This window comes from Egicoccus sp. AB-alg2 (genome assembly GCF_041821065.1).
In the GTDB taxonomy this organism is placed as follows: Bacteria; Actinomycetota; Nitriliruptoria; order Nitriliruptorales; family Nitriliruptoraceae; genus Egicoccus.
In genome coordinates, this window is record NZ_JBGUAX010000012.1 from 18,331 (window position 1) to 42,382 (window position 24,052).

Consider the following 24,052-nt stretch of genomic DNA (forward strand, 5'->3'; position numbering starts at 1 on the left):
GATCCAGTGGCAGCCGTCCCAGGCCATGGCGCAGATACGACGAGGCAGGCCGGGAGACCGGTGTCGGATGACCGCGCCGGCCGTGGCGGCACGCCACGGCCGGGGGGCACCGGTGCTCAGCGCACCACGAGTCGGTCGACGTGCACCACCGTGCCGGTCGCCGCGGCGCGCTTCTTGCCGTCCACGACGATCCGGATCGTGTGCAGCCCGTCGGTCAGCGTCGGTGAGCGCCAGACCGTCGCCCCCGTCGACGCCGAACTGGCGTAGAGGTCGACGGTGCCACGGTTCACACCGTCGACGAAGACCGTCGCCGTACCCGCGTTCGGGCCCTTGGTCCCGTACCAGGTGACGCCGGTGCCGCGGAACTGCATCATCACCTCGGGACGGCCGCCGTTGTCCCCTGACGCCCAGTGGTTGACGGCGAACTCGCCACCGCCGCTGGCGCCCGCGCGGCTCACCCGCGGGTGGCGGTGCACGACCGACGCGTGCGTCTCCTGGAAGAGGGTGGTGCCGACCTTGAACGCGTCCACCTCCACCCACGGAGCGGACGACGCGGAGGGCTTCGTCCCCAGCACCCGCACCTCGAGGCGGTGCTTGGCGTTCGGGAGTCCGCTCTTCGACCACACCGACCGCTGCCACTGTGTCGAGGTGGCGTGGAAGCTGACCGGGGCGCTGTTCTGCTTGACCCCGTCGAGGTAGATGTCGGCGTACCCGCCCGCCGTCGAGCGTCGCCCGAGGACGGTGACGTTCGTGCCGGTGAAGGTGAACGTCAGGCTCGAGTTCTTCGTCCGTGCCGCTGCGTAGCCGCCCCCGCTCGCGCTGCTGTGCGTGTCGCGGTCCCACGTCGCGCGGATGGCGGGCTCGTTCTCCTCGATGGCCAGCTTGGCGCGGGCCGTCCAGGACGTCGCGGCCAGACGGTTGCCGGCGGCGTCGCGGATGCCGTTGGTCAGCGACGCGGTGTAGGACTGGCCCGGCACCAGCGGGCTGGCAGGGGTCAACGCCGCCGTCGTCGGCGAGGTCATCTTGACGCTGGCTGCCAGCGCGGACGTCGCGGTGCCGGCCCGCAGGCTGAAGGTCGTCGTGGTCACCCCGGTGACGGGCTCACTGAACGTCACGGTCAGCGGCCCGCTCAGTGGGAAGGCCGACGTCGGCGCCTTCTGGGTGACCTTCGGTGCCGTGCCGTCCTTCGTGAACGTGCGCACCGAGGAGGTGCCGACCACGTTGCCCCGCGCGTCGAGGGCCTTGACGCGCCAGTGCAGCACTCCGTCCGGGTACTTCTTCGTCGGCGCCCAGCGCGTCATCACCGTCGTCTGCGCGTCGACGAAGGACGTGAAGGACGACGAGGTGCTGACCTCGAACCGGTACTGGGCCACCCCCTCCACGGCGCTCCATGTGAACACCGGGTCGCCGCCGGTCACGGTGAGGCCGTTGGCCGGCGACAACAGCGTCGGCGCCGCGGCCTGCAACGTGAAGGTGCGACCGGCCGACCACGGGCCCGGACGCCCGTCGGCGTCCAGGCGGCGCACCCGCCACGCATAGCCGCCGGAGGGCAGCGCCGTGGTGGACGCCCAGGCCGTCGTCTTCGTGGCCTTGGGGTTGGCGACCAGGTTGGTCGGGGAGAACTGCAGGTCGCTGTTCCTGTAGACCTCGACCTGATACTGCGCCGCGTAGGCCTGCGGCTTCCACGACAGCGACGGCATGCCACGCACGGTGGCGCCGTTGGCCGGGGCCACCGGCGCGACGCGCGGCGACTCCTTGCGGACGAGGCAGGGTTGCTGCCCTGCGGTCCCGGCGTCGCAGTCGCTGAACGTGAGGTCGTTGCCGCTGTTGTCGATGGCCTGCACGCGCCAGTACAGCGGTCCCTCCGGGTAGGTCATCTTCGCCGGCGTGTAGGTGGTCTGGTCGACGACCTGGGCGTCCAGGACGGTCTTGAAGTCGGCCGCCGTCGAGACCTGGATCCGGTACTGCCGGGCCTCCTGTGTCGCGGCACGGGGCGTGCCGGCGTCGGCCCGGTCGCCGTTCGTGTCGAGGAAGCTGCGCCAGTTGAAGGTGACCAGGTCCGGCACCGCCGCGCCGTCGTGCGCGGGCGCCGTCGTCTCGATCGCCGACGAGTGCTTCTGGAACGCGCCCGCCTTGGGATGGACACCGCTGTCGAATCGACCACACGGTGACGTCCCGCCCTGCGTGCACGCGCGTACGAACCAGTAATAGGCCTGTCCGGCCTGGTTGTCCTTGAACGACTCGCGTGGCGTGAGCGTCGTGTAGGTCGTCCAGTACGTGCGGTAGTTGGTCGTGAAGTCGCGGTCCGTCGCGACATAGACCCAGTACCCGCCGGCGTTCGGAACGGCCTCCCACGTCAGCGTCGGCGTGTCACCGATGGTGGTGCAAGCGGTGCCGGGCTCGCACTTCGTGGGTGCCGTGATGGCGACCTGGTCGAAGGGCGTGATGGAAAACGTTCCCTCGGCGCCGGCGCCGAGGAAGCCGTCCTTCGACCAGGCTTCGACGTACCAGAAGTAGTTGCCGGCGGCCAGGGGGGTGGCGGGCGAGGTGAAGGCCGCGTACGGCGTCTTGCCCAGCAGGTGCGCGACGCCCGTGCCAGCACCGCCGTAGAAGACCCGGTACTCGGTCGCACCCGCCACGGGTCGCCATTGCAGTGAGGGCATCCGCTGGCCGGAAGGTTCCACCGGACGCGGTTCCGGCGTCGACCCGGTGGAGGTGGGCTCGGTCAGCGTGAACGTGCGCCACTGGTTCGCCGGAGGCGTCAAACCGCGTTTGCCGTGTGCGTCGAGGGTCTCGACGTACCAGCTGAACGGCCCGTCGCTCATCTTCAGGGTGTTGGTCGGCGTGAACGACGTGGCGAAGGTTTCCACCGTCTGCGCGCTCGTCCCATTGGCCCGCAGGATCGTCACTCGGTACTTGCCGATGTCCGGTACCGGTGCCCACCGAAGCACGGGGGCATGCTCGGTGCTCCCCGTCGCGGGCGCCAGCAAGGCGGCGATCCCCGGTCGATAGATGAACGAGTGCACGTCGCTGTCCGAGAAGTTCGACCACAGGCCGTTGACGGGGCGTGGTGCATCCAGGGCCCGGACCCGCCAGTAATAGCGCGTACCGGGGTTCAGGCCGACGACGGTGCAAGCCGGCTCGGAGCTGATCCTCGGATAGGGCGTGTAAGTCGTGCGGTTCGTGGGGCAGGCGGAGAATGTTCCGGGAGAGAAGTTGACGTCCGTTCCGACCTGCAGTTCGTAGTGGGAGGCGTGGTCGACCGGGGACCACCGGAAGGTCGGCTCCCGGACGTTCCAGTCCTGGTCGGCCGGCGCCAGCAGGGTCGGGCGCGTCTGCCACGAACGGGTGAAGCGGCGCGGTGGCGACCACTCGCCGAAGTTCGGCGTGGACGCGCGCGCATCCAGGGCCCGGACGCGCCAGAAATAGGTGCCGTTGTCCAGCGTGGTCGGCGGCGAGTAGACGGTGCCCGCCAGCTTCGTCTCGTTGATGGTGACGTTGTTGGCCCAGTCACCGTTGGGGCTGACCTGCAGGTGGTAGTGCGCGGCGCCGTCGACGGCCGACCAGCGCAGGATCACGTCGGTCACCTCGGCGTCGTCGAGCGGGCTGACGAGCGTCGGCATGGCCCCCCAAGCGACCCGGAACCGGCGGACCTGCGACCAGGCGCTGTTCACTTTGCTGGTCGCGGACACGGCCTGCACGCGCCAGTAGAAGTCCTGGTCGACGGTGCGTGGCTCGCTGAGCGTGAACGACGTGTTGTCGGTCAGGTACTCCTCGGCACCGATGAAGTCCTCGGCGTCGTCGATCTGGATGCGGTACTGCTTCGCGCCCACCACCGGATCCCAGGCGAACAGCAGCGGATCGCTGGGGAACCGCAGCGTCGCCCCCTGCGCGGGCGAGACCAGCGTCGGCGCCGCACTCCAGGCCCGCTCGAAGCTCGAGGTGGCGAACACGCCCACGACGCTCTTGGCGTCGATGCCGGCGACCCGCCAGTACAGGGTCCCCAGCGGCAGATCCTGCGGCGGCGTGGCGGCGGTGCTCGCGGTCTCGACGCTGTAGACCAGCGCGGTGAAGGTGGCGTTGGTCGCCACCTGCACCCGATAGCGCACCGCCCCCGTCACGGGCTTCCACGCCAGCAGCGGGTTGCTGCCCACGCTCGCGCCCGGCGTCGGTTCGGTGAGCGTCGGGGCCGCAGGCGCGGCCTGCGCGGGCGCGGCGCTCGCCGGCAGCAGACCGAGCACCAGCGCCACCAGCAGTGCGACGGTCACCGGCAGGCGGCGGGCAGGCGAGGACGGGTACGACGAGGACATTCCAGGAAGCTCCCCCGTGGGCGGACTGGTCCGAGCCTGAGAATCCCCTGAACGGCGTGGTGCCGGCCATCGCCAGGATTGATGAAAGACCGCGCCGATCCGCCACCGTCACCGTCCACAAGTTGCCGCGCCGACACGTGCGGGCGGAGCGGCGCCTGCTAGAAACGGCCGGATACACGGGGGAAGGGACGGCGGGTGTGGTGGCAGTGGTTGCGTGGCCGGCGATGGCCCGGTGGCGTCGTCGTCTTCGATCAGCGCGGCCACGTGCTGCTGCGGCTCGGACGCGAGGGCATCGACGGGCGCGGCCAGGACACGCTGACCGGCCTGCCCGGCCGCTGGGCGTTCGAGGAGGCGCTCGACCGTGAGCTGCACCGCATCGACCGGGGCGGCCCGCCCGGCTGCGTCGCGGTCCTCGACCTCGACGAGTTCAAGCTCTTCAACGACCGCTACGGCCACGGGGCCGGTGACCGGCTCCTGAGTACGGTCGGGGCCCGCATCGCCACCAGCCTGCGCACGGCCGACCAGGCGGCACGACTCGGAGGTGACGAGTTCGCCGTCCTGATGCCCGCCACGACGGCGGAGGAGGGGGCCGCCGCCATGCGACGGCTCGTGGCGGAGATCGGGGCCCTGCGTGTGCACGGCGCCCGGCCGGTGACCGTCTCGGTCGGCGTGGCCGAGGTCGGCTCCTCGCGCCGGGGCACGACCGCGACGGTGCTGGGCTTCGCCGACAACGCGCTGTACTACGCCAAGGTCCACCGCCGTGGCGGCGTGGTGATCGCCCGGCCGGGCATGATGCGCGAGTTGCGGGCGGAACGTGACCAGCTGTCCGCGGCGGCACGGCAGGACGCCCGCACGGGTCTGCGCAACCACGCGAGCTTCGAGGAGGACGTCGCCCGCCTCCACGACCAGTCGCGACGGGCTGGCCATCCCTACGGGCTGCTCATGGCCGACATCGACCATTTCCACGAGTACAACCGCGTACACGGCCAACTCGCCGGACACCGCGCCCTGCGCAAGGTCGGGCAGACGCTGACGGCCGCGCTGCCCGGCGCCACGGTGTACCGCTACGGCGGTGAGGAGTTCACGGCGCTGTTGCCGGGGGCGCGCAGCCCCGGCGACGTGGACGCCGCGGGGGCCCGGCTCGTCGAGCGGATCCGCGACCGCGCGCTGCCGCACCGCGGCCGCCCCGCGCCACCGGAGGTGATCACCGTCACCGTCGCCGGCGTGCTGGTCGCGCCGTCGCAGGAGAGCACCGACGACGCCGTCGACCGGGCCGACCGGGCCCTGATCGCCGGCAAGGCCCAGGGGCGCGACCGCTACGTGGCCGCGCCCCCGGACTGAGCAGCACGCTCACCCGGCGCGTCGGGCCGGGCCGCGGGTGGGGCTGAGGTCGCCCGGTCCGCCGTACTGCCCGGCCGGCGTCACGATCGTTCCCGCCTTGCCGGCGAGGATCGCCTCGGCGTCGTCGAGGCGGCCGATGGCGGCCATGTCGCCGGTCACCTCGACGAACCGGCACGCCGCGTCGACCTTCGGGCCCATCGACCCGGCCGGCAGGTCCTCGCGGCGCAGGGCCGCCGGCGTCGCCCGCAGGATCGGCTCCTCGCCTGGCGTGCCGTAGCCGCGGTACACGTGGGGTACGTCGGTGAGGATCAGCAGCACGTCGGCGTCCAGCGCCTCGGCCAGCACGGCGGCGGTGAGGTCCTTGTCGACCACCGCCTCCACGCCCTGCAGTCGGCCGTGCTCGTTGCGGATGACCGGCACGCCGCCGCCGCCGGCGCACACCACCACCGCGTCGCTGTTGAGCAGCAGCCGGATCAGCCGCGTCTCCACGACCCGTTGGGGCCGGGGTGAGCCGATCACCCGGCGCCAGCCGGCACCGTCCTGGCGTACCGTCCAGCCGCGTTCGGTCGCCAGCTGGTGGGCCCGCTGCTCGTCGTAGACCTCGCCGATGAACTTGGTCGGGTTGGCGAAGGCGGGGTCGTCGGCCGACACCAGTGTCTGGTTGATGATGCTGGCGACCTGCCGTCCGGGCAGCTCGTTCTGGAGCGACTGCAACAGCCAGTAGCCGATCATCCCCTGCGTCTGTGCGCCGAGCACGTCGAAGGGGTATGGGGTCGTCAGGCTCGGGTCCGAGGCGCTCTGCAGCGCCAGCACGCCGACCTGCGGGCCGTTGCCGTGGGTGAGCACGAGTTCGTGCTCCTCGGCCAGCGGCGCAAGGGCGCGGACGGCCCGCGCGACGTTGGCGGCCTGGACCGACGCGTCGGGACGCTGCCCGCGCTCGAGCAGGGCGTTGCCTCCCAGGGCGGCGACGATGCGCATGTCAGCGCTCCCCGGGCTCGCGGTCGCCGAGCGTGGCGACCATCACGGCCTTGATCGTGTGCATCCGGTTCTCGGCCTGGTCGAACACGATCGAGTGCGATGACTCGAACACCTCGTCCGTGACCTCCAGCGCCGTCAGTCCCGTGCGCTCGTAGAGCGCCGCGCCGACCGTCGTCTCCCGGTCGTGGAAGGCCGGCAGGCAGTGCAGGAACCTCACCTCGGGGTTGCCGGTGGCGCGGATGGTGTCCATGGAGACCTGGTAGGGACGCAGCAGCGCGATGCGCTCGTCCCAGGTCTCGGCCGGCTCGCCCATCGACACCCACACGTCGGTGTAGAGGAAGTCCGCCCCGGCGACGCCGGCCGCGACGTCCGTGGTGTGGGTGATCCGGGCACCCGTCTCCGCGGCGATCTTGCCGGCCTGCTCGATGATGGCCGGCTCGTTCCAAAGCTCCTCGGGTGCCACCATGCGGACGTCCATGCCCATCATGGCGCCGGCGATCAGCAGCGAGTTCCCGACGTTGTTGCGGGCGTCGCCGAGGTAGGCGAACACGATCTCGCCATCCGGCTTGGCACGGTGCTCCCGCATCGTCAGCATGTCGCACAGCATCTGGGTCGGGTGCCACTCGTCGGTGAGCCCGTTCCAGACCGGGACACCGGCGTACGCGCCCAGCGTCTCCACGTGCTGCTGGGACGAGCCGCGGTACTCGATGCCGTCGTAGTAGCGGCCGAGCACCCGGGCGGTGTCCTTCATCGACTCCTTGTGCCCGATCTGGGACCCGGACGGGTCGAGGTAGGTCACGTGGGCGCCCTGGTCGAAGGCGGCCACCTCGAAGGCGCACCGGGTGCGGGTCGAGGTCTTCTCGAAGATCAGTGCGATGTTGCGGCCGGTCAGGTGCCGGCGCTCGTCACCCGCCCGCTTGGCGGCCTTCAGCTCGGCCGCCAGGTCGAGCAGGTGCTTCCACTCGGCCGGCGTGAAGTCGAGTTCCTTCAGGAAATTGCGCCGGCGCAGGTCGATGGTCATCGGGTCTGCCTTGTTCGCGTCGTGAGCCCGCGGGCTCGTCGAGGGGGTTCAGATGCCGTCGCGCCGGGTCGGGCACGACATGCACCGTGGGCCGCTACGTCCACGGCCGAGTTCGTTGCCGGTGATCGTGATCACCTCGAGGCCGTTGCGGCGCAGGAACGTATTGGTCGTGACGTTGCGTTCGTAGGCGACGACCATGCCCGGGGCCACGGCCAGCACGTTGCACCCGTCGTCCCACTGCTCGCGTTCGGCCGCGTGGACGTCCTGCGTCGCCGTCAGGACCCTGATCCGCTCGAGGCCCATTGCATCGGCGATCGCCTGGTGCATGTCCTCCGCGGGGTGCGGGGTGACCTTCATCTCCTTGTCGTTGTCGCCCGGCTCGATCGTGAACGACGGCAACGAGCCGAGGCCGGCGTACTGGGTGAAGGTCTCCTCGTCGAGCATCGTCATGACCGTGTCGAGGTGCATGAACGCCCGCTTCTCCGGCAGTTGCAACGCGACGATGCGCTTCGCGGCACCGGCGGCGAACAGCGACGCGGCCAGGCGTTCGACCCCTGCGGGGCGGGTGCGCTCGCTCATGCCGACCAGCACGGCGCCGCGGCCGAGCACGAGCAGGTCACCGCCCTCGGTCGTCGCCACGCCGTTGGCCGACCCGGGCGACCAGACGTCGAAACCGGCGTCCGCGAACCGCGGGTGCCAGCGGTAGATCGCCTCGTAGTGGACCGTCTCGCGCATGCGCGCCTTCTTGCGCATCGAGTTGATGGACACCCCGCCGTAGATCCACGCCGAGGTGTCCCGCGTGAACAGGTGGTTGGGCAGGGGCGGCAGCACGAACCCGTCGAGGTCCAGCGCCCGGAAGGCCACCGAGGCGGGCTCCTCCACCCGCTCCAGCAGTTCCCGCTTGGTGATGCCGCCGATGAGGTAGCGGGTCAGCGTCTCCTCGTCCATCGCGTCGAAGGTGTTGCGCAGCGCGTCGACCGCCAGCGGGCCGTGCACGCGCTCGTCGAAGACCGCGTCGAGGATGTGCTTTCTGGCCTCGGGTGCGTGCACGGTCTCGGTGAGCAGGTCGCGGAACAGCAACACCTCGATGCCGAGGTCCCGCAGCGTGTCGGCGAACGCGTCGTGCTCGTGGCGGGCCTTCTTGACCCAGAGCACGTCGTCGAACAGGAACTCGTCCTTGTTCGAGGGGGTGAGCCGCTGCAACTCGAGGTCGGGGCGGTGCAGGATGACCTGCCGGAGCCTGCCGACCTCCGAACCGACGTGGTACGTCATGGCGTGGGTGCTCCTGTGAGGGTCGCAAGCGACGGTCCGCTGCGCCGGGGGCACGGTCCCACGTCGGCCGGCTCACGCGCGCCGGGCGATGGACATGCAAACCGATGTCCGTTGGACCCTCTCCGCCGTGCCCAGCGGCCCTACGGCCCGGGGCGGGCGTCCCCAATGATCGGTGGCGACATCCCTGCCCGTTCGGAGGCCCCCATGAGCACCGCCACCACCCCGACCCCGGCCAGGACGGAACCACCTCCGCCCCCGAAGCGCCTACGTTTCCCGAGCGCGTTCACCGTGCTGTTCGGCGTGACCGTCGCCGTCTGGCTCCTCGCCTTCCTGATCCCCACCGGCCGCTACGCGGTCGACCCCGCCACCGGCGGTCCTGTCCCGGGCAGCTACGAACGCGTCGACGTGGGCCTGTCGTTCACCGACCGCCTCTACGAGCTGTTCATGGCGCCGGTCAACGGCCTGTACGGCGTGCAGAGCAGCGAGACCGGCTACATCGGCGCCTACGAGGCCGGTGAGCTGTTCGGCGCCGCCGGCGTGTTCCTGTTCGTGCTGGCCATCGGCATCTTCATCACGATGACGATGCGCTCGGGCGCGATCGAGGCCGGCATCTCCCGCATCGGCGAGCGCTTCGGCGGCCGGGCCGTGCCCCTCATCGTCGTGCTGATGGTCATCTTCGCCATCGGTGGGACGACCGAGGGCATGGCGGAGGAGACGCTGGGCTTCTACGGGCTGGTGGTGCCCTTGGTGCTCAGCCTGGGCTACGACCGCCTGACGGCCGCCGGCGTCATCATCCTGGGTGCCGGCGTCGGCACGCTGGCCTCGACCGTGAACCCGTTCGCGACCGGTGCGGCCTCGGCCGCGGCCGGCATCTCGATCAGTGACGGCATCGGCCTGCGGGCCCTGATGTTCGTCGTGCTGACGGCGGTCACGATCGCCTACGTCGTCCGCTACGCCCGGCGCGTCGGGGCGGACCCGAGCCGTTCGCTGGTCGGGTTCCGCGAGGAGGACGCCCACGTGGTCGCCTCCGCGGAGAAGATCGAGATGACCCGCCGGCACCGCCTCGTGCTGTGGCTGATGGGCGGAACCTTCGCGATGATGGTCTTCGCGATCGTGCCGTGGGCGCAGATCCTGGTCGGCCCGGAGGCCGACTCCTACACCTGGCAGCTCGACTGGTACTTCCCCGAGCTCGCGGCGCTGTTCCTGGTCATGGCGGTCGTCATCGGGCTCGTCTCCGGATTGGGCGAGAAGGGCATGACCGACACCATCGCGGCCGGTGCCGGTGACTTCATCGCCGCCGGGCTGATCATCGTGCTGGCCCGGGGCGTCACCGTGATCATGAACAACTCGATGATCACCGACACCATCCTCAACACCTTCGAGAGCGCCGTCAGCGGCACCTCCTCGGCGTTGTTCGGGGCCGTCATGTTCGTCGTGAACGTCCCGTTGGCGTTCCTGGTCCCGTCGAGCTCCGGTCACGCCACGCTGGCCATGCCGGTCCTGGCGCCACTGGCCGACTTCGCCGGCGTCGGACGCGAGATCGTGGTCACCGCCTACCAGTCGGCGTCCGGCTGGATGAACCTGTTCACGCCCACCTCGGCGGTCGTGATGGGCGGTCTGGCGCTGGCCGGTGTCGGCTACCACAAGTTCCTGCGGTTCATCGCCCCACTGCTCGGGATCCTGTTCGTCCTGGTCCTGGCCTTCGTGGCGATCGGCGCGGCGATCGGCTGACCCCAGCACCACCGTCGGCGGGCCCGGGCGCAGTCCACGCGTCCGGGCCCACCGACGTCGATGCTCGGCGGCGCGTGTGCGCGGCCGTTGTGCCGGAGCCGGGCGAAGCGGGCACATCCGGCTGCGCCGATCGGACGCTGGTTCGTTCGGGTCAGGGATGAACGGCGAACCTGTCCGGGACATCCGTCATCCACGAGGACATCCGCGCCCGATGTACGCCGCCCGTTACCGCCATCCGTCGCTCCGCCGGGTGTGGACGTTCCCGGCCGGCCTCGTCACCGCGCTGAGCCTGGCGACGGTCCCGCTGGTGGCGCGCCACGCCCGGCCCGCCCTGCTGCTGGCCACGGCTCTCGCCCTCGGCGCCGCCATGACGCTGGTCGCGATCCGGCGCTCGCACGTGGCCGTGGAGCCGAGCGGCCGCCTGGTGGTGTGCAACGGGCTGCGGACCCGCCGGATCGATGCGGCCGAGGTGCTCGACGTCCGCGTCGAGGCGTTCGTCTGCAACACCTGGCGGACCCGCATCCTGTTGGCCGACGGGGTGCGGCTGACCGCATGGGGGCTCGTGTTCCATCCCGGCCCCGACGGGCGGCGCTGGCGGCGGGTGCCCAACAGCCTGCATGCGCTGGTCACCTCGCTGCGACGCCACCTCGTGCTCACCATCTGAGCCCGTCCATCTCCATCCCCGCTGCGGACGAGGCCGGCGCGCTGGCCGGGCGGACGTGCGCCCCCGGGCCGACCGGCGTCGGTGCCCGTGACGTGGGAGCTGGGTGATCGCGAGCGCCGAGGTGGGTAGGTGTCGCCGAGGTGCCCACGGGCCGGGCGGCGCACGGTGGTCACGACCCGGAGGTGACCGCGGTGACGACCATCGCCCTGCCACGCGAACGCCGACGCCCACGCGTCGACGTCCGCGCCGCCCGTGACATCCTGCCCGTCGCGCTAGCCGTGCTGCCGTTCGCGACCGTGCTCGGGGTGGCACTGGGCGCGCTCGCCGTGCCGGCCGGTCCGGCACTGGTGGCCAGCGGGCTGGTGTACGCCGGCTCGGCCCAGCTGGCGGCCATGACTGCACTCGACGAGGGGGTCGTGCTCCTCGGCGCCGTCGGGGTGGCCACGCTGATAAACGCCCGCCTGCTGCTCTACGGTGCGGCGATGGCCGGACGCTTCGCGGGCCAACCGACCTGGTTCCGCTGGCTCGGGCCCCTCGTGCTGGTCGACCAGACCTACGCCACCGCGTCGGCCGGCGCCCCCGACGAGCCGTCGTCGTTCCGGCGCTACTGGCTGACCGCCGGCGCGGTCCTGGGCGTGATCTACCTCACCGGGATCGGCCTCGGGATGGGACTGGGCGCCGTCGTGCCCCCGCACCCCGCCCTGGGGATGGCGGTGCCCTGCACGTTCCTGGCCCTGCTGGCGCCGAAGTTCACGGACCCGCGCGCCCGCCGGGTCGCGTTGGTCGCCGCCGGCGTGGCGGTCGCAGGACGTGCCCTGCCGGCCGGCCTCGGCATCGTGCTGGCGATCATGGTCGGCGTCGCCGCCGCCCCACGTCACGAAAAGGAGACCTCGTGAAGGTCGTCCTGGTCCTGCTGCTGGTCGCCGTGGCGACCTGGATGCTGCGCGTCGCCCTGATCGCGGTCGTGCCCCCCGAACGGCTGCCCGAGTGGGTCCGCACCCGACTCGGCGACGTGGCGCCGGCAGCCTTCGCCGCGATGATCGCCGTGCACCTCGGCAACAGCGCCGCCGTCGCCCCCGCGCCGACCCTGGTGGCCGGGGGCGCCGCCGCGCTGGCCGGCTGGCGCACCCGCAACCCGATCGTCACGGTCACCGTCGGGCTCGCGACGTTCGTGCTCGTCGACCTGCTGGCCGTCGCGACCTGAGGGCGGCCCGGGCCGGACCACCGGACGGCCCGGGTACCACCTCGAATCGCGGTCGCCGGGCGGCTACTGCGAGGGATTGCGCAGCGCCTGGAGCCGGCGCTCCACCTCGAGGTCGTCGCCGAGCTCGTCGAGCTCCGCGAACTGCGCGTCCAGCGAGGACGCCGCGACCTCGTCCATGCCGCGCACCCGCGCCTCCTCACGGCGGATGCGGTCCTCGAAGCGGCCGAGCTCCGTGGTCGGGTCGAGGACCGACACGCTGCGCACCGCTTCCTGCACGCGGCTCTGGGCCTCGGCCATCTTGGCGCGGCTGACCAGCTCGTTGCGCTTCTGGACCAGCTCCTCGCGCTTGCGGCGGATCTTCTCCAGACCGTCCTTCAGCTTGTCGACCATCTCGGTCTGCTGCGCGATCTGCCCGTCGAACGTGTCGGCCTGCTGCTCGAAGGAGATCTGCTTGCGCAGGGCGACCTTCGCCAGCTCTTCGAACCGGTCGGCGTCGGACGAGCCCTCGGTACGCATCTGGTCCGCACGCGCGGCCGCCGCTGCCGCCTTGCGGCCCCACTCCTCGGCAGCCGAGCGGGCTTCGTCGCGGTCCTCCTCGAGCATGCGCAGGTTGCCGATGCTCTGCGCCACGGCCGCCTCGGCCTCGGTGATGCTGGCGGTGAAGTCACGCACCAGTTGGTCGAGCATCTTCTCGGGGTCCTCGGCGCTGTCGATCAGCGCGTTGACGTTCGCCCGGAGCAACTGCCCGAGCCGTCCCAGGATCGTGCGTGCCACCGCGTTCCTCCTTGTCACGACGCCCGCTCGGGCGCGAATCGATGTGTTGCACGTCTAGAAGCGTCCGCCGGCGCCGCGGCCTCCGCCGCCGAAGCCGCCGCCCATGCCACGGCCACCGCCGAAGCCGCCCCCGAAACCGCGGCCGCCGCCGAACCCGCCGCCGATGCCGCGGCCGCCACCGGGGGAGCCCCACACGCTCCCGCCGAAGCCACCACCGCCGCGGCCGCTGCCGCCGAGCGGTATGGGGAAGCCACCGATCACGATCGTGGGCCCGCCGCGCCCGCCGTAGGGTCCGCGTCCGAACGGGCCCCGGTAGCGGTCGTACTGGTCGAAGTCGCGGCTGGCGAGCCGATAGGCCTCACCGGCGAGCCGCTCGGCCTCGCGGGCCTCCCGGGTGGCCTCGGCCGGGTCGGGATCCAGCAGTGCCCGGGCACGGTCGAGGTGGCGCTCGGCCTCGTGGAGCCGGGTCCGGGCCTCGCGACCGACGCCCTGCCGCCGGGTCGCGAGGTAGTCCGCGGCGCGGTCGTACACGGCCGTGGCGGTCCGCAGGGCGGCCTGGGCCGCGGCGGTGTCCCGCTCGCGCCGCTCGTGGGCGGCGTGCACGAGGGCGAGCGCCTGGTTGGCGGCGGCCTCGGCGCCGCGGGCGTGCTCGTGGGCGAGCAGCACGTCGTCGTCCCGGTGCGCCCGCGCCCGCTCGAGCAGGCCGCGCGCCTCGGTGAGCAGCGCCGGCGGCGACGGCGGCGGGGGCGGCGTCGCGCTGGCACGAGACGCTGTCGCACCGTCGCGCACCGTCGCAGCCGCGGCGCGGGCCGGGGTGGCCGGCGGCGCCTGCGCGGCGGCCGTGGCCGCCTCGTCCACGGCCGCGGCCGCGGCGCGCAGGGCGGCGTCGATGTCGCTGCTGGCCACGTCGAGCTGCTCGGCCGCGTGCTCCACGGCCGTGATCAGCTGATCGGCCGCGGCCAGCGCGACCTGCACCTCGCGGACCGCCCGGGCGGCCTCGGCGGTCGCGCCCAGCTCCACGGCCTCCAGGCCGGTCGCCAGCGATCGGCTGGCGCCGCGCAGGTGCTTCGTCGCCTCGGTCAGGTTGCCCTTGGTCGCCTCGCGCGCGGTCGGCGACGCGGCGGCGACCCGTTGCTGGAGGGGCTCGGCGGCCTCGCGCCGTTCGTCGGCCGTCGCGACCTGCCCGCGCATCTGCTCGAGCACCTCCGGCGCGCGCTTTTCTAGGTCACGCAGCGCCTCCAGGCGCCGGTACTCGGCGGCCAGGAGCTGATCGATCCGGTCGGTGTGGCCGAGCACCTGCTGCAGCATCTGCTCGCGCTGCTCGACGGTCTCCGGGACGTCGTCGTCGAGCCGCTGCCGGATCTCGAAGGCGGCGTGGAGCTCCTGCCGCGCGTTCGTCACGGCGGTACGGAGCGGCGCGACGTCGTCGGGATGGAACTGCGCCTCGGCGAACCCGAGCTCGGTCGTGGCCTCACGCACCGCCTCGTCGCTGGCGACCAGGCGGGCGTTGGCCCGGCGTGCCAGCTCACCGAGCCGCCGGTCGCGTTCCTCGGCCGTGCGGCGCCGGCCGCGACGCTCGTTGCCCCAGGACAGCAGCGCCAGCGCCCCGAACGCCAGCAGCGGGACCACCAAAAGCCAGGGAATTCGTGACCCGCCGTCCGCGGGCTCGGGCGCCGGCGGCGGTGCCGCCGCGCCACCCGGCCCATCCGCTTCCGCGGCCGCGAGTGCCCGTGCCGCCTCGATCGCCGCGTCGGCGAACGCGCCCTCGGCCAGGCGGGGCTCGACCACGTCGACGGCGATGCGCTGGACGTCCGCGTCGGTCACGCCGCTGAGACCCTCGGCGGCCCACAGGTAGTAGCTGCGGTCGTCGATCGCCACCACGAGCAGCGCGTCGTCGCCGCCCAGCGAGTTGGCCTCCGCGACGGCATTGGTGTACTCGTCGATGGTGCGCGTGCCGGTGGTGTCGGTGGTGAGGACGAACAGCTGGACGCGGTCGCGCACCTCGGCCAGCGCCTCGCGGACGGCGTCCTCGTCGTCGCCCAGCAGCCCGGCGTCGTCGGTCACCTCGTCCGACAGCCGTGGCAGGTCCTGGGCGCCGGCCGCGACCAGGAGCCCCGGCGCCGCCAGGAGCCCGAGCAGCAGGACGAGGAGCGTGGGGAGGCGCAGACGCACGGTCATGGCGGCAAAGTAGCCGTGCCGGTCGGCCCGTGAGCCCCGTCCGGATGGCGTCGGGGCACCGGGTACGCCCGCCGACCGAGGCGCGCTCAGCCGGTCACCCGCGCACGAAAACCGGCGGGGCAGCGGCTGGCGGACACGCCTCGGTGGTGCAGCCCTCGCCCGGCACGACGACACGTATCGGCGCGCTGGTGCCGGCGACGTTCCGGGTCGTGGCGAGGGCACGGACCCGGAGCCGGTGCTCACCGGACGGCGGCTTGGCCGCGGACCAGGCGAGGGACCCGTCGGTGGCCGTGCCGCGCCAGTCGCTGCGGTCTACCTCGACCCAGGTGCCGGTCGAGGGGTCCTGCCACTCGAGCAGCACCGTGACGCGGTCCCCACTCGCCGGTTGGGGCCGGATCGTGGCGCCGATCTTCAGTCCGTCGACGGCGCTCGCGTTCGCGACGACGCTCTGCCGGACCTTCACGGTGCGGACCTGGCTGGTCGCGGCCTGCGTGAGGGCCGTGCCGCCGTGCGAGAGCCGGTACTCGGTGCTCCGGCCGGGCTGGTGCGAGAAGGCCACCTCGCCCCGGGCGTCGGTGTTCTTCGACGTGACCGACGACCACGAGGTGGCGCCGACGCGCCGGGACTGCAGCACCACGGTGCGGCCCGCGAGCACCGTGCCGCTGACCCGGTTCGTCAGGGCGCCGCGGATCGCGATGGGCTCGTCGACCGTGGTCGTGCTGGCACTCGCCGAGGCGGCGAGACGCGTCGGCACCGCCCCCTTGACCAGCAGCAGCCGGTTCGGGGTCGAACTGCCCGGGTTGGACACGCGGCCCGTGGCGGCCGACTTCACGATGGCGGCATGGACCGTCTTCGGCGAGGCGCCGGGTCGTCCCTGCAGGTAGCGGGCGACGGCGCCGGTCACGTGCGGCGCCGCCATCGAGGTGCCGTCGTACACGACGGTGCCGGTGCGGGAGGTGTGTGCCGCGGACCGGATGCCGACCCCGGGGGCGAAGAGGTCGACGCAGCTGCCGTAGTTCGACCACATCGGCGAGTAGTCGCTCTTGTCGGTCGCGGCGACGGTGAGGGCGGCGCCGACCCGGCCGGGGGAGTAGTTACAGGCCCAGTCGCCGGTGTTGCCGGCCGCCGCCACGACGCTCACGCCGTCCGAGACGACCCGACGGACCGCGGCGTCGACGTCCGGGTCGGCCCAGCCGCCGAGGCTCAGGTTGGCGACGGCGGGCTGACCGGCCTTGTGGTGGTCGACGACGAAACGCAGGGCCGCGTGGAGACGGTCGGTGTCGACCGCGCCGCAGATCCCGCTGCTGTTCGGGCGCCCGACCCGCAGCGGGATGATCGTGGCCCGCTTCGCGACGCCGTGGGTCGCGCCGGCGATCGTGCCGGCGACGTGCGTGCCGTGACCGAAGCAGTCGCTGCTGGCGCCCTACCCGCGCAGCCCGGTGACGACCCGGCCACCGAACTCGGCGTGGTCGGCCCGCACGCCGCTGTCGATCACGTAGACGTGGACGCCCTTGCCGGTCTCGGCATAGGTGTAGGTGCGGTCGAGTGGCCGCTTCGGCTGGTCGATGCGGTCGAGGTTCCACGGCGCCGACGCCTGCGTGGCCGCGAAGGCGATGCGCTGGACGGGACGGACCGATTGCACCGACGGTTCGGCGCGCAGTCGCGTCGCGAGCCGCTCGTTCCCGGTCGCGGCGAAGCCGTTGATGGTCGACGCGAAGTGGTCGTCGACCCCGACGCCGAGGCCGCGCGCGGCGGCCAGCGCCTCGTCGAGGCGACCGTCGACGGCGCGCACGATCCAGCGGCCCGGGACCGTCGTGACCTCGGTGTCGAGGCTCGCGGCCGCGGCGCGCCGCGCGTCGTCGTCTGCGGCCCAGGCCGCGGCCTCCGTCCCCGTGACGGCCGACGCCGCCGGTGGCGCCACCAGTGCACAGGCCAGGACCGCGGCGCCCCAGCGCGCGGCTCGACGCGACGACCCCACGTGCCCCATGTCGTTCCCCGCTGTCCGTGCCGGCAGCCCCGCCGGCGGGAGCGGAAGTCTCGCCGGCCGGCGGCGGGCCGTCCCGGAATTCGGGCGACCGGGCGGTCGACGCTCGTCGTTGCGTCCCGTCAGTGCGCGTGGCGCCAGCCGGGTCCGGCGATGGCGGCGATCACCGTGTCGTCGTCGGCGCGCTGGTCGATGAAGACGTCGGCGCCCAGCTCGAAGACCGCTTCGAATCCATCCGTGCCGCGCGCGGCGACCACCAGGCGGACGAGCGGATGGGCGCGGTGCAGCCACGGCACGAGGTCGAGCAGGGTGGCCGTGTCCCCCTCGTCCGGGGCCACGACGACGACCGTGGTCCCCTCGGGCAGCACCGGCGGCGATCCATCACCGACGGCGGCCGAGCTGACGCGGTAGCCGCACTGCCGGGCCAGCCGGTGCAGACGACTCGTGAACGGCGACGCGGAGCCGACGATCGCGACGGCCGGCCGGCGACCGGCCTCGACGGCGGCCGCGGCGCCCGGACCGGTCCCCGGCGTCGTCCCTCGCCGGCCACGGAGGGGGCCGCGGTGACGGAAGCGAAGGTGCATGACGGACCTCCCGCCCGCGTCGGACACGACGCGGACAGCTGCCGCTCAGTCCAGGCGCGAACGGCCGACGATGACGCAGCGGTACGACCCGGCCGGCGAGACCACGGTCACCTCGTCGCCGGGACGGTGCCCGAGGACGGCCTGCGCCAGCGGCGAGTCGAACGAGGTGCGATGGTCGTCCATCGGCGCTTCGACCGGATGCACGACGAGGAACGACTCCCGGCTGCCGTCGTCGAACTCGACCTCGACCTCGTCGCCGAGCTCGATGACCGAGGGGTCCTCGGCGACGTCACCCGGCGAGACCGCGACGCGCAGCAGCTGGCGCAGCTCCTCGACCTGGGCCTCGGCGTGTCGGCAATCCTCGAGCAGCGCGTCGCTGCGCTCGCTGGCCAGGTCGGCGTTGAGCCGCGCGAGCCGTTGCTCGGCCCGCTCCAGGCGGCCCTCCACCCACCGACGGCCGGCGGCGGTCAGGATCGGCGACGTCGTGTTGGTCACCATGGCGTCCTCGGCGGCGAATCGTCTCGGCACGTCCCGCCCCCCGCTCGTCGGGACGCGCCGTGAAGCAGAGCTTCACGATACAGCATCACCGTGAACTCGCGGGCCCCACCTGCCAGAGCACCTCGGTCGGTTCGGCCCCGGGATTGCGCCAGCCCGAGACGCTCGCCTCCGTCGCCACCAGCGCGTCGCCCTCGTGCAGCGTCTCCGTGCGTCCGCCCACCGTGACGTCGAGCACGCCGCGCACGACGGTGGCCACCTCGGGGCCCTTGACGGCGAAGGGCGCGCGGTCGCCGGCGGCACCCGCGGCGACCTCGAGGTGCCACACCTCGCCGACCCGTGTGTCCGCGACCACGCGCTCGCCGACGAGGCCGTCCTGGAGGCGGCTGCGGTCGCGTCCGCTTCGACGGGCGACGACGTAGCCGGCGGGCGCGTCCGCCTCGGGTCCGAACGGGACGCCGAGCACCTCCCACAGCCGTACCAGGGTGTCACCGGAGGGCCCCCGGACCCCGCGTTCGACCTGGGACAGGGCGGACGGGCTGATGCCGACCCGGCGCGCCACCTCCGCCTGCGACAGGCCGTGGCGGAGCCGCTGGTCACGCAGGACCGTGCCCAGCTTCTCCCGGGCGCTGACCGGTGCATCCGTCGCGACCAGGTCGCCGTCGACGACGTGCGCGCGAACGCTGCGCCCGACCACCCCGGCGCGGCGGCCGTCGGCCTTGCGCACGGTGAGACGCAGGTCGCCGTCCTCCTCCTGGTCGACCTCGACGACGACCTGCGTGATCTCCTGCAGCCGTCGCAGGAAGGAGGGCCGGTGGCGCTCGCGCTCCACCGGCCACAGCGCGAGGCTGCGCCGGCGGTACAGCCGCGGGCACGCGGCCAGGAACAGGTCGAGTCCCCGGCCGCGGCCCCACGCGTCCTCGACGGCCGTCAGCCGGTCGAAGACGAACGCCGCGCCGGCGCCGACCCGCTCGTCCGCGGCCCGGAGCGAGGTCAGGGCGTCGTCGAAGCTGGCACCGGGCGTCAGCGCGTCCGGTACCGGTGAGGTCCGGCCGGTGACGACCGGTGACCAATCCAGGACGGCCGCCGTGACCGGTACACGCGCGTCCCAGGGCCGGCCGACGTTCACGACGACCAGCGGGGTGGTGTCACCGACGGCCGCGGTGAACCGGTCGACCAGCAGGTCGAGCGGCGGCGAGCCGGCGCCCAGCAGGACGAGGTTGTCGCCGATGCGCACGTCGTCCACGAGCTCGTCCAGCAGCGCCGTCCCGCTCGTCGGTCCCTGCACCGTCATCACCCACCTGGCCCGGGGTGCGCACGCTAGGCGAGGCTCAGGACGCCAACGCCTCCTCGACGACGCCGGCGCGCTCGGCAAGGGCGGCGGCGATGCGTCCCACGCCCAGCACCGCCGCCGCGGCACGCAGCGGCAGGCGGCGCGACTCCGACACCCGCCACAGGTCGTCGAGCGCGGCGCTCATCCGCTCGTCCAGGCGGCGTGCCACCTCGGCGGCGCTCCACTGCTCGCCGCCCAGGTTCTGTTGCCATTCGAAGCAGGACACCGTCACGCCTCCGGCGCTGGCCAGCACGTCGGGGACCACGGTGACGCCCCGTTCCTGCAGCACCGCGTCGGCCTCGGGGGTGCACGGGCCGTTGGCGGCCTCGGCGACCAGCCGTGCGCGTACGCGCTCGGCGAGGCGGGCGTCGATCGCGCCCTCGAGCGCCGCCGGGACCAGCACGTCGCAGTCGACGGTCAGCACCTCCTCGGGGCCGATCTCCGTGGCGCCGTGGGCGACGACCGAACCGCTGCGGGCCTTGGCCGCGGCGACGGCCGCGACGTCCAGCCCGTCCGGGTCGTGGATGGCGCCGCCGCTGTCCGACACGGCCACGACCCGCAGGCCGTCGGCCGCCAGCAACCGGGCGAGGTGCGCGCCGGCATTGCCGAAGCCCTGGATCGCGACCCGGGCGTCCGCCGGCAGACCGAGACGGTGGGCGCTCGCGAGCACGACGGTGCGGCAGCCGGCCGCCGTCGCGGTGTCGCGGCCGAGCGACCCGCCCGCGGCGAGCGACTTGCCGGTGACGACCGCGGGTGCGGGTGCGCCGGTCACGCGCGCGTACTCGTCGGCGATCCAGTCCATGTGCCGCGTGTCGGTGTTGACGTCCGGCGCCGGCACGTCCACGTCGGGGCCGATGCTTCCGGCGATGGCCCGGGTGTAGCTGCGGGTCAACGACTCCAGCTCGCGTTCGCTCAGCCGCTTGGGATCGACCGTGATGCCGCCCTTCCCGCCTCCCAGCGGCAGGTCGACGACCGCGGTCTTGACGCTCATCAGCGTCGCCAGGCCGGCGACCTCTTCGGCGGTCACGTCGGGGTGGAAGCGCGTGCCGCCCTTGGCGGGGCCCCGTGCGGTCGAGTGCGCGATGCGGTAGCCGGGCACGACGCGCATCTCGCCGTCGTCACCGACGTAGGGCACCTGGACGGCGATGGCGCGCTCGGGGCGGTGCAGCAGCGCCCGCATCCAGTCGTCCAGCCGCAGCTCGTCCGCCGCGGCGTCGATGGTGGCCAGGGCCTGCTGGTGCAGGTCGAGGGTCACGTGGAGTCCTTCCTCGTCGGGGACCCGCACGCGACCAGGCACGACGGCATGCGTCGACCGGCCCCGCACGGGGGAGGTGCCGACGCGCCGTTGCGTCACCGGGAAGGGTAGACGTGAAGCACGGCTTCATGCCGCCGTTCGCCGCGTCGTCCCGGCAGGCGCACGTGGCGGCGGCACGCGTCCGGACCCGCGGCGGGAATGCCCCGGGCGCGGTCGACCGTTGTGCCTGGTCGCCCCTGGACCCGCACGAGACGAGAGACCGCCGGTGACGTCGCTCCCCCTGTCGATCCTGGACCTGGCCGAGATCGGCCCGGAAGAGACCGCCGGCGACGCCCTTGCCGGGGCGGTCGACGTCGCCCGCCGCGCCGAAGGGCTCGGCTTCCGGCGGGTCTGGTACGCCGAGCACCACAACATGCCCACCATCGCGTCGGCGGCCACCAGCGTCCTGATCGCGCACGTCGCGGCCCACACCCGCACGATCCGCGTCGGGGCCGGCGGCATCATGCTGCCCAACCACTCGCCGCTGACCATCGCCGAGCAGTTCGGCACCCTGGCCTCGCTGCACCCCGGCCGGATCGACCTCGGGCTCGGGCGTGCGCCGGGTGGCGACCAGGCCACGTTCCGGGCGCTGCGCCGCGACCTCGCGGCGGCCGACCGCTTTCCAGAGGACGTGCTGGAACTGCAGGGTTACCTGTCCGAGACCTCCCGGATCCCCGGCGTCGAGGCGATCCCCGGACGGGGCACCGAGTTGCCGCTCTACATCCTCGGCTCGTCACTGTTCGGGGCGCAGCTGGCCGCCGTGCTGGGCCTGCCCTACGCGTTCGCGTCGCACTTCGCGCCACAGGCGCTCGAGCAGGCGGTCGCGCTCTACCGTCGCGAGTTCCGGCCCTCCGAGCAGCTGCGCGAGCCCTACGTCATCGCCGGCATGAACGTCATCGCGGCGGACACCGACGAGGAGGCCCAGGCCCACCTGCTCGCGGCGCGCCGGCGCCGGGCGAAGCTGCTGCTCGGACGCGGGCGTCGGCTGTCCCCCAAGGAGCTGGACGCGCTGCTGGCCTCGCCCGCCGGTCAACAGGTGGAGGTCATGCTGCGCCACACGGCGGTGGGCACGGCAGCGGACGTCGCCGAGCAGTTGACGGCCTTCGCGAGTCACGCACGTGCCGACGAGCTGATCCTCGCCGCCGCCGGCCCCGACCGGCAGGCCAAGCTGCGGGCGCTGGATCTGGTCGCGCAGGCGCACGGACTCCCCGCCGCCGCCTGACGCCGCCGCCCGACGCCGCCGCCTGACGCCGGCCCGGACGGGGACCGCTGCGGGCAGGACGGGTCGGTGGACTCTGGTCCTCCGACCGGCTTCGGCCCATGCTCGAGGCAGGTGCCGAGCAGGTGGGTGGCACGTGCGCGCGCAGCGTGGGGGGAAGCGGTCGTGGCTGTCGCGGGCCGGGGGCGTGGCCCTGGCCGCGCTGCTGGTCGGGCCTGTGGCGGCCGGTGCCCCGCCGGCGGCCGCGGCGACGCCCGACCAGCCGGTGCTCGTCCGCGACCGGACGTGGTCCGTGCGCGGCGGCCCGTCGTTCGCGTTCGGCCGGACCGGCGACGTCCAGGTGATGGGCGACTGGAACGGTGACGGGACCGCGACTCCGGGCGTGTTCCGCGACGGACGCTGGCACCTGCGCAACCGCCTGGCCACCGGGGCGACGGAGCTCTCGTTCACGTTCGGTCGCGCGGGCGACGTACCCGTCGTCGGAGACTGGGACGGCGACGGCCGGGACGGCGTCGGCGTCGTACGCCGCGCCCGCTGGCTGCTGCGCGACCCGCTCTCGGCCGGCCCGGCGAGCCACGACTTCACCTACGGGCGCATCGGCGACGTGCCGGTGACCGGTGACTGGAACGGCAACGGTCGCACCGGCATCGGCGTCGTGCGCAACAACCGGTGGCTGCTGCGCAACGCCCGGTCCGCCGGTGCCCCCAACCACGACTTCCGGTTCGGCAACGTCGGTGACGTCCCCGTGACCGGCGACTGGAACGGCACCGGCCGCAGCGGCGTCGGCGTCGTGCGCGGACGCTCGTGGTACCTGCGCAACCCGCTCAGCGCCGGCGCGGCCAGCCAGTCGTTCGCGTTCGGCGCCTGCGGCGACGCGCCGCTCAGCACCGGCTCGGCCCGGACGGAACCCGGCGTGCCAACCTCGATGCGCGGTACCGAATGGACCCGGCTGCCGACCTCCGAGCGGGTCGTGGCGCTGACCTTCGACGCCGGCGCCAACGCGGACGCGTTGCCGTCGATCCTGCGGACCCTGCGGAACACCGGCACGCCGGCGACGTTCTTCCTGACCGGCGACTGGGTGACGGAGTTCCCGGCGCAGGCCCGCGCGATCGCTGCCGCCGGCCACCCGATCGGCAACCACACCGTCTCGCATCCCGACCTGACCACCCGCAGCGACACCGAGGTGCGCTCGCAGGTCGTCCGCGCGGACCGCACGATCCGGGCGGCCACCGGTGTGGACCCGCGGCCGTGGTTCCGCTTCCCCTTCGGCGCCCGCGACGCCCGCACGATCGGCATCGTCAACTGCACCAACTACGGCTCGGTGCGCTGGACGGTGGACACGCTGGGCTGGCAGGGGACCTCGGGCGGCCAGTCGAAGGCCACGGTCACCAGGCGGGTGCTGGACACGCTGCAACCCGGCCAGATCGTGCTCATGCACGTCGGCTCGCATCCGCGCGACCGCTCCATGCTGGACGCGGCGGCGCTGCCGGACGTGATCGCCCGGATCGAGGCGCGCGGCTACCGCTTCGTGGACCTCGACGACTACCGCTGACGTCCTGGCCGGTCGGTCGCCGCCATCGCGGCAGCCGACCGGGGTCCCCGGCTGTCGGTCCGATCCGCCCGCCGCCGGCCACGGTCGGGGGACCGCAGGCTCACGGCCCCGACCACCT

Annotated in this window: 19 protein-coding genes; 7 read left to right on the plus strand and 12 right to left on the minus strand. The window is 73.2% G+C overall.

The genetic code is table 11. From position 1 onward, the window contains the following. Positions 1-116: 116 nt before the first annotated feature. A complete protein-coding gene (locus ACERM0_RS20200) occupies positions 117-4,310 on the minus strand; it encodes an Ig-like domain-containing protein (protein WP_373680441.1) in 4,194 nt (1,397 codons plus the stop codon). A 195-nt stretch (positions 4,311-4,505) separates the two neighbouring features. Here ACERM0_RS20200 and ACERM0_RS20205 point away from each other — a divergent pair, with 195 nt between their 5' ends. Continuing rightward, complete coding sequence (locus ACERM0_RS20205; protein WP_373680442.1) at positions 4,506-5,651, plus strand: diguanylate cyclase domain-containing protein; 1,146 nt, start codon at positions 4,506-4,508, stop codon at positions 5,649-5,651. Positions 5,652-5,660: 9 nt separating this feature from the next. Here the strand turns inward: ACERM0_RS20205 and arcC are convergent, their stop codons facing one another. Genes arcC through ACERM0_RS20220 form a run of 3 tightly spaced genes read right to left on the minus strand, consistent with a single transcriptional unit; the run spans position 5,661 to position 8,922 of the window. Beyond that, on the minus strand, positions 5,661-6,629 hold the full coding sequence (gene arcC, locus ACERM0_RS20210) for a carbamate kinase (protein WP_373680443.1): 969 nt from the start codon (positions 6,627-6,629) through the stop codon (positions 5,661-5,663). Position 6,630: 1 nt separating this feature from the next. Further along, the gene (argF, locus tag ACERM0_RS20215) at positions 6,631-7,650 is read right to left on the minus strand and encodes an ornithine carbamoyltransferase (RefSeq protein WP_373680444.1); all 1,020 of its coding nucleotides are present in this window, start codon (positions 7,648-7,650) and stop codon (positions 6,631-6,633) included. A 48-nt stretch (positions 7,651-7,698) separates the two neighbouring features. Further along, complete coding sequence (locus ACERM0_RS20220) at positions 7,699-8,922, minus strand: arginine deiminase (protein WP_373680445.1); 1,224 nt, start codon at positions 8,920-8,922, stop codon at positions 7,699-7,701. A gap of 204 nt (positions 8,923-9,126) precedes the next feature. On the opposite strand from ACERM0_RS20220, the gene ACERM0_RS20225 reads away from it, so the two are divergent. The 4 genes from ACERM0_RS20225 (at position 9,127) to ACERM0_RS20240 (ending at position 12,521) form a co-directional block, all read left to right on the plus strand. Next, on the plus strand, positions 9,127-10,653 hold the full coding sequence (locus tag ACERM0_RS20225; RefSeq protein WP_373680446.1) for a YfcC family protein: 1,527 nt from the start codon (positions 9,127-9,129) through the stop codon (positions 10,651-10,653). Between the two features lie 211 nt (positions 10,654-10,864). Then, positions 10,865-11,317: a hypothetical protein gene (locus tag ACERM0_RS20230; protein ID WP_373680447.1), complete on the plus strand. Its 453-nt coding sequence runs from the start codon at positions 10,865-10,867 to the stop codon at positions 11,315-11,317. A gap of 191 nt (positions 11,318-11,508) precedes the next feature. After that, the gene (locus tag ACERM0_RS20235) at positions 11,509-12,213 is read left to right on the plus strand and encodes an AzlC family ABC transporter permease (protein ID WP_373680448.1); all 705 of its coding nucleotides are present in this window, start codon (positions 11,509-11,511) and stop codon (positions 12,211-12,213) included. Beyond that, the gene (locus ACERM0_RS20240; RefSeq protein ID WP_373680449.1) at positions 12,210-12,521 is read left to right on the plus strand and encodes an AzlD domain-containing protein; all 312 of its coding nucleotides are present in this window, start codon (positions 12,210-12,212) and stop codon (positions 12,519-12,521) included. Before ACERM0_RS20235 ends, ACERM0_RS20240 begins: the two co-directional genes overlap by 4 nt. Positions 12,522-12,584: 63 nt before the next feature. Here the strand turns inward: ACERM0_RS20240 and ACERM0_RS20245 are convergent, their stop codons facing one another. The 8 genes from ACERM0_RS20245 to ACERM0_RS20280 form a co-directional block, all read right to left on the minus strand. Then, the gene (locus tag ACERM0_RS20245) at positions 12,585-13,295 is read right to left on the minus strand and encodes a PspA/IM30 family protein (protein WP_373680450.1); all 711 of its coding nucleotides are present in this window, start codon (positions 13,293-13,295) and stop codon (positions 12,585-12,587) included. A gap of 54 nt (positions 13,296-13,349) precedes the next feature. After that, positions 13,350-15,473, minus strand: a complete 2,124-nt coding sequence (locus ACERM0_RS20250) for a TPM domain-containing protein (RefSeq protein WP_373680451.1) — start codon at positions 15,471-15,473, stop codon at positions 13,350-13,352. Positions 15,474-15,567: 94 nt separating this feature from the next. Further along, a complete protein-coding gene (locus tag ACERM0_RS20255) occupies positions 15,568-16,848 on the minus strand; it encodes a S8 family serine peptidase (RefSeq protein WP_373680525.1) in 1,281 nt (426 codons plus the stop codon). A 48-nt stretch (positions 16,849-16,896) separates the two neighbouring features. Beyond that, the gene (locus ACERM0_RS20260; RefSeq protein WP_373680452.1) at positions 16,897-17,460 is read right to left on the minus strand and encodes a hypothetical protein; all 564 of its coding nucleotides are present in this window, start codon (positions 17,458-17,460) and stop codon (positions 16,897-16,899) included. A 119-nt stretch (positions 17,461-17,579) separates the two neighbouring features. After that, positions 17,580-18,041: a hypothetical protein gene (locus ACERM0_RS20265; RefSeq protein WP_373680453.1), complete on the minus strand. Its 462-nt coding sequence runs from the start codon at positions 18,039-18,041 to the stop codon at positions 17,580-17,582. Positions 18,042-18,086: 45 nt separating this feature from the next. Then, complete coding sequence (locus ACERM0_RS20270; protein WP_373680454.1) at positions 18,087-18,569, minus strand: GreA/GreB family elongation factor; 483 nt, start codon at positions 18,567-18,569, stop codon at positions 18,087-18,089. A 55-nt stretch (positions 18,570-18,624) separates the two neighbouring features. Continuing rightward, on the minus strand, positions 18,625-19,830 hold the full coding sequence (locus tag ACERM0_RS20275) for a helix-turn-helix domain-containing protein (protein WP_373680455.1): 1,206 nt from the start codon (positions 19,828-19,830) through the stop codon (positions 18,625-18,627). A gap of 37 nt (positions 19,831-19,867) precedes the next feature. Beyond that, a complete protein-coding gene (locus ACERM0_RS20280) occupies positions 19,868-21,124 on the minus strand; it encodes a Glu/Leu/Phe/Val dehydrogenase (RefSeq protein WP_373680456.1) in 1,257 nt (418 codons plus the stop codon). Between the two features lie 265 nt (positions 21,125-21,389). Here ACERM0_RS20280 and ACERM0_RS20285 point away from each other — a divergent pair, with 265 nt between their 5' ends. Beyond that, the gene (locus ACERM0_RS20285; protein WP_373680457.1) at positions 21,390-22,385 is read left to right on the plus strand and encodes an LLM class flavin-dependent oxidoreductase; all 996 of its coding nucleotides are present in this window, start codon (positions 21,390-21,392) and stop codon (positions 22,383-22,385) included. A 133-nt stretch (positions 22,386-22,518) separates the two neighbouring features. Continuing rightward, positions 22,519-23,934 carry a polysaccharide deacetylase family protein gene (locus tag ACERM0_RS20290; protein WP_373680458.1) on the plus strand — a complete coding sequence of 472 codons (1,416 nt, stop codon included), beginning with the start codon at positions 22,519-22,521 and terminating at the stop codon, positions 23,932-23,934. Positions 23,935-24,052 lie beyond the last annotated feature (118 nt).

Excerpts from the sequence above, each read along its gene's own strand:
- ACERM0_RS20275 (WP_373680455.1), bottom strand. The coding sequence starts at position 19,830 with ATGACGGTGCAGGGACCGACGAGCGGGACGGCGCTGCTGGACGAGCTC.
- ACERM0_RS20220 (WP_373680445.1), bottom strand. The coding sequence starts at position 8,922 with ATGACGTACCACGTCGGTTCGGAGGTCGGCAGGCTCCGGCAGGTCATC.
- arcC (WP_373680443.1), bottom strand. The coding sequence starts at position 6,629 with ATGCGCATCGTCGCCGCCCTGGGAGGCAACGCCCTGCTCGAGCGCGGG.
- ACERM0_RS20260 (WP_373680452.1), bottom strand. The coding sequence starts at position 17,460 with ATGGGGCACGTGGGGTCGTCGCGTCGAGCCGCGCGCTGGGGCGCCGCG.
- ACERM0_RS20200 (WP_373680441.1), bottom strand. The coding sequence starts at position 4,310 with ATGTCCTCGTCGTACCCGTCCTCGCCTGCCCGCCGCCTGCCGGTGACC.
- ACERM0_RS20250 (WP_373680451.1), bottom strand. The coding sequence starts at position 15,473 with ATGACCGTGCGTCTGCGCCTCCCCACGCTCCTCGTCCTGCTGCTCGGG.
- ACERM0_RS20230 (WP_373680447.1), top strand. The coding sequence starts at position 10,865 with ATGTACGCCGCCCGTTACCGCCATCCGTCGCTCCGCCGGGTGTGGACG.
- ACERM0_RS20265 (WP_373680453.1), bottom strand. The coding sequence starts at position 18,041 with ATGCACCTTCGCTTCCGTCACCGCGGCCCCCTCCGTGGCCGGCGAGGG.
- ACERM0_RS20225 (WP_373680446.1), top strand. The coding sequence starts at position 9,127 with ATGAGCACCGCCACCACCCCGACCCCGGCCAGGACGGAACCACCTCCG.
- argF (WP_373680444.1), bottom strand. The coding sequence starts at position 7,650 with ATGACCATCGACCTGCGCCGGCGCAATTTCCTGAAGGAACTCGACTTC.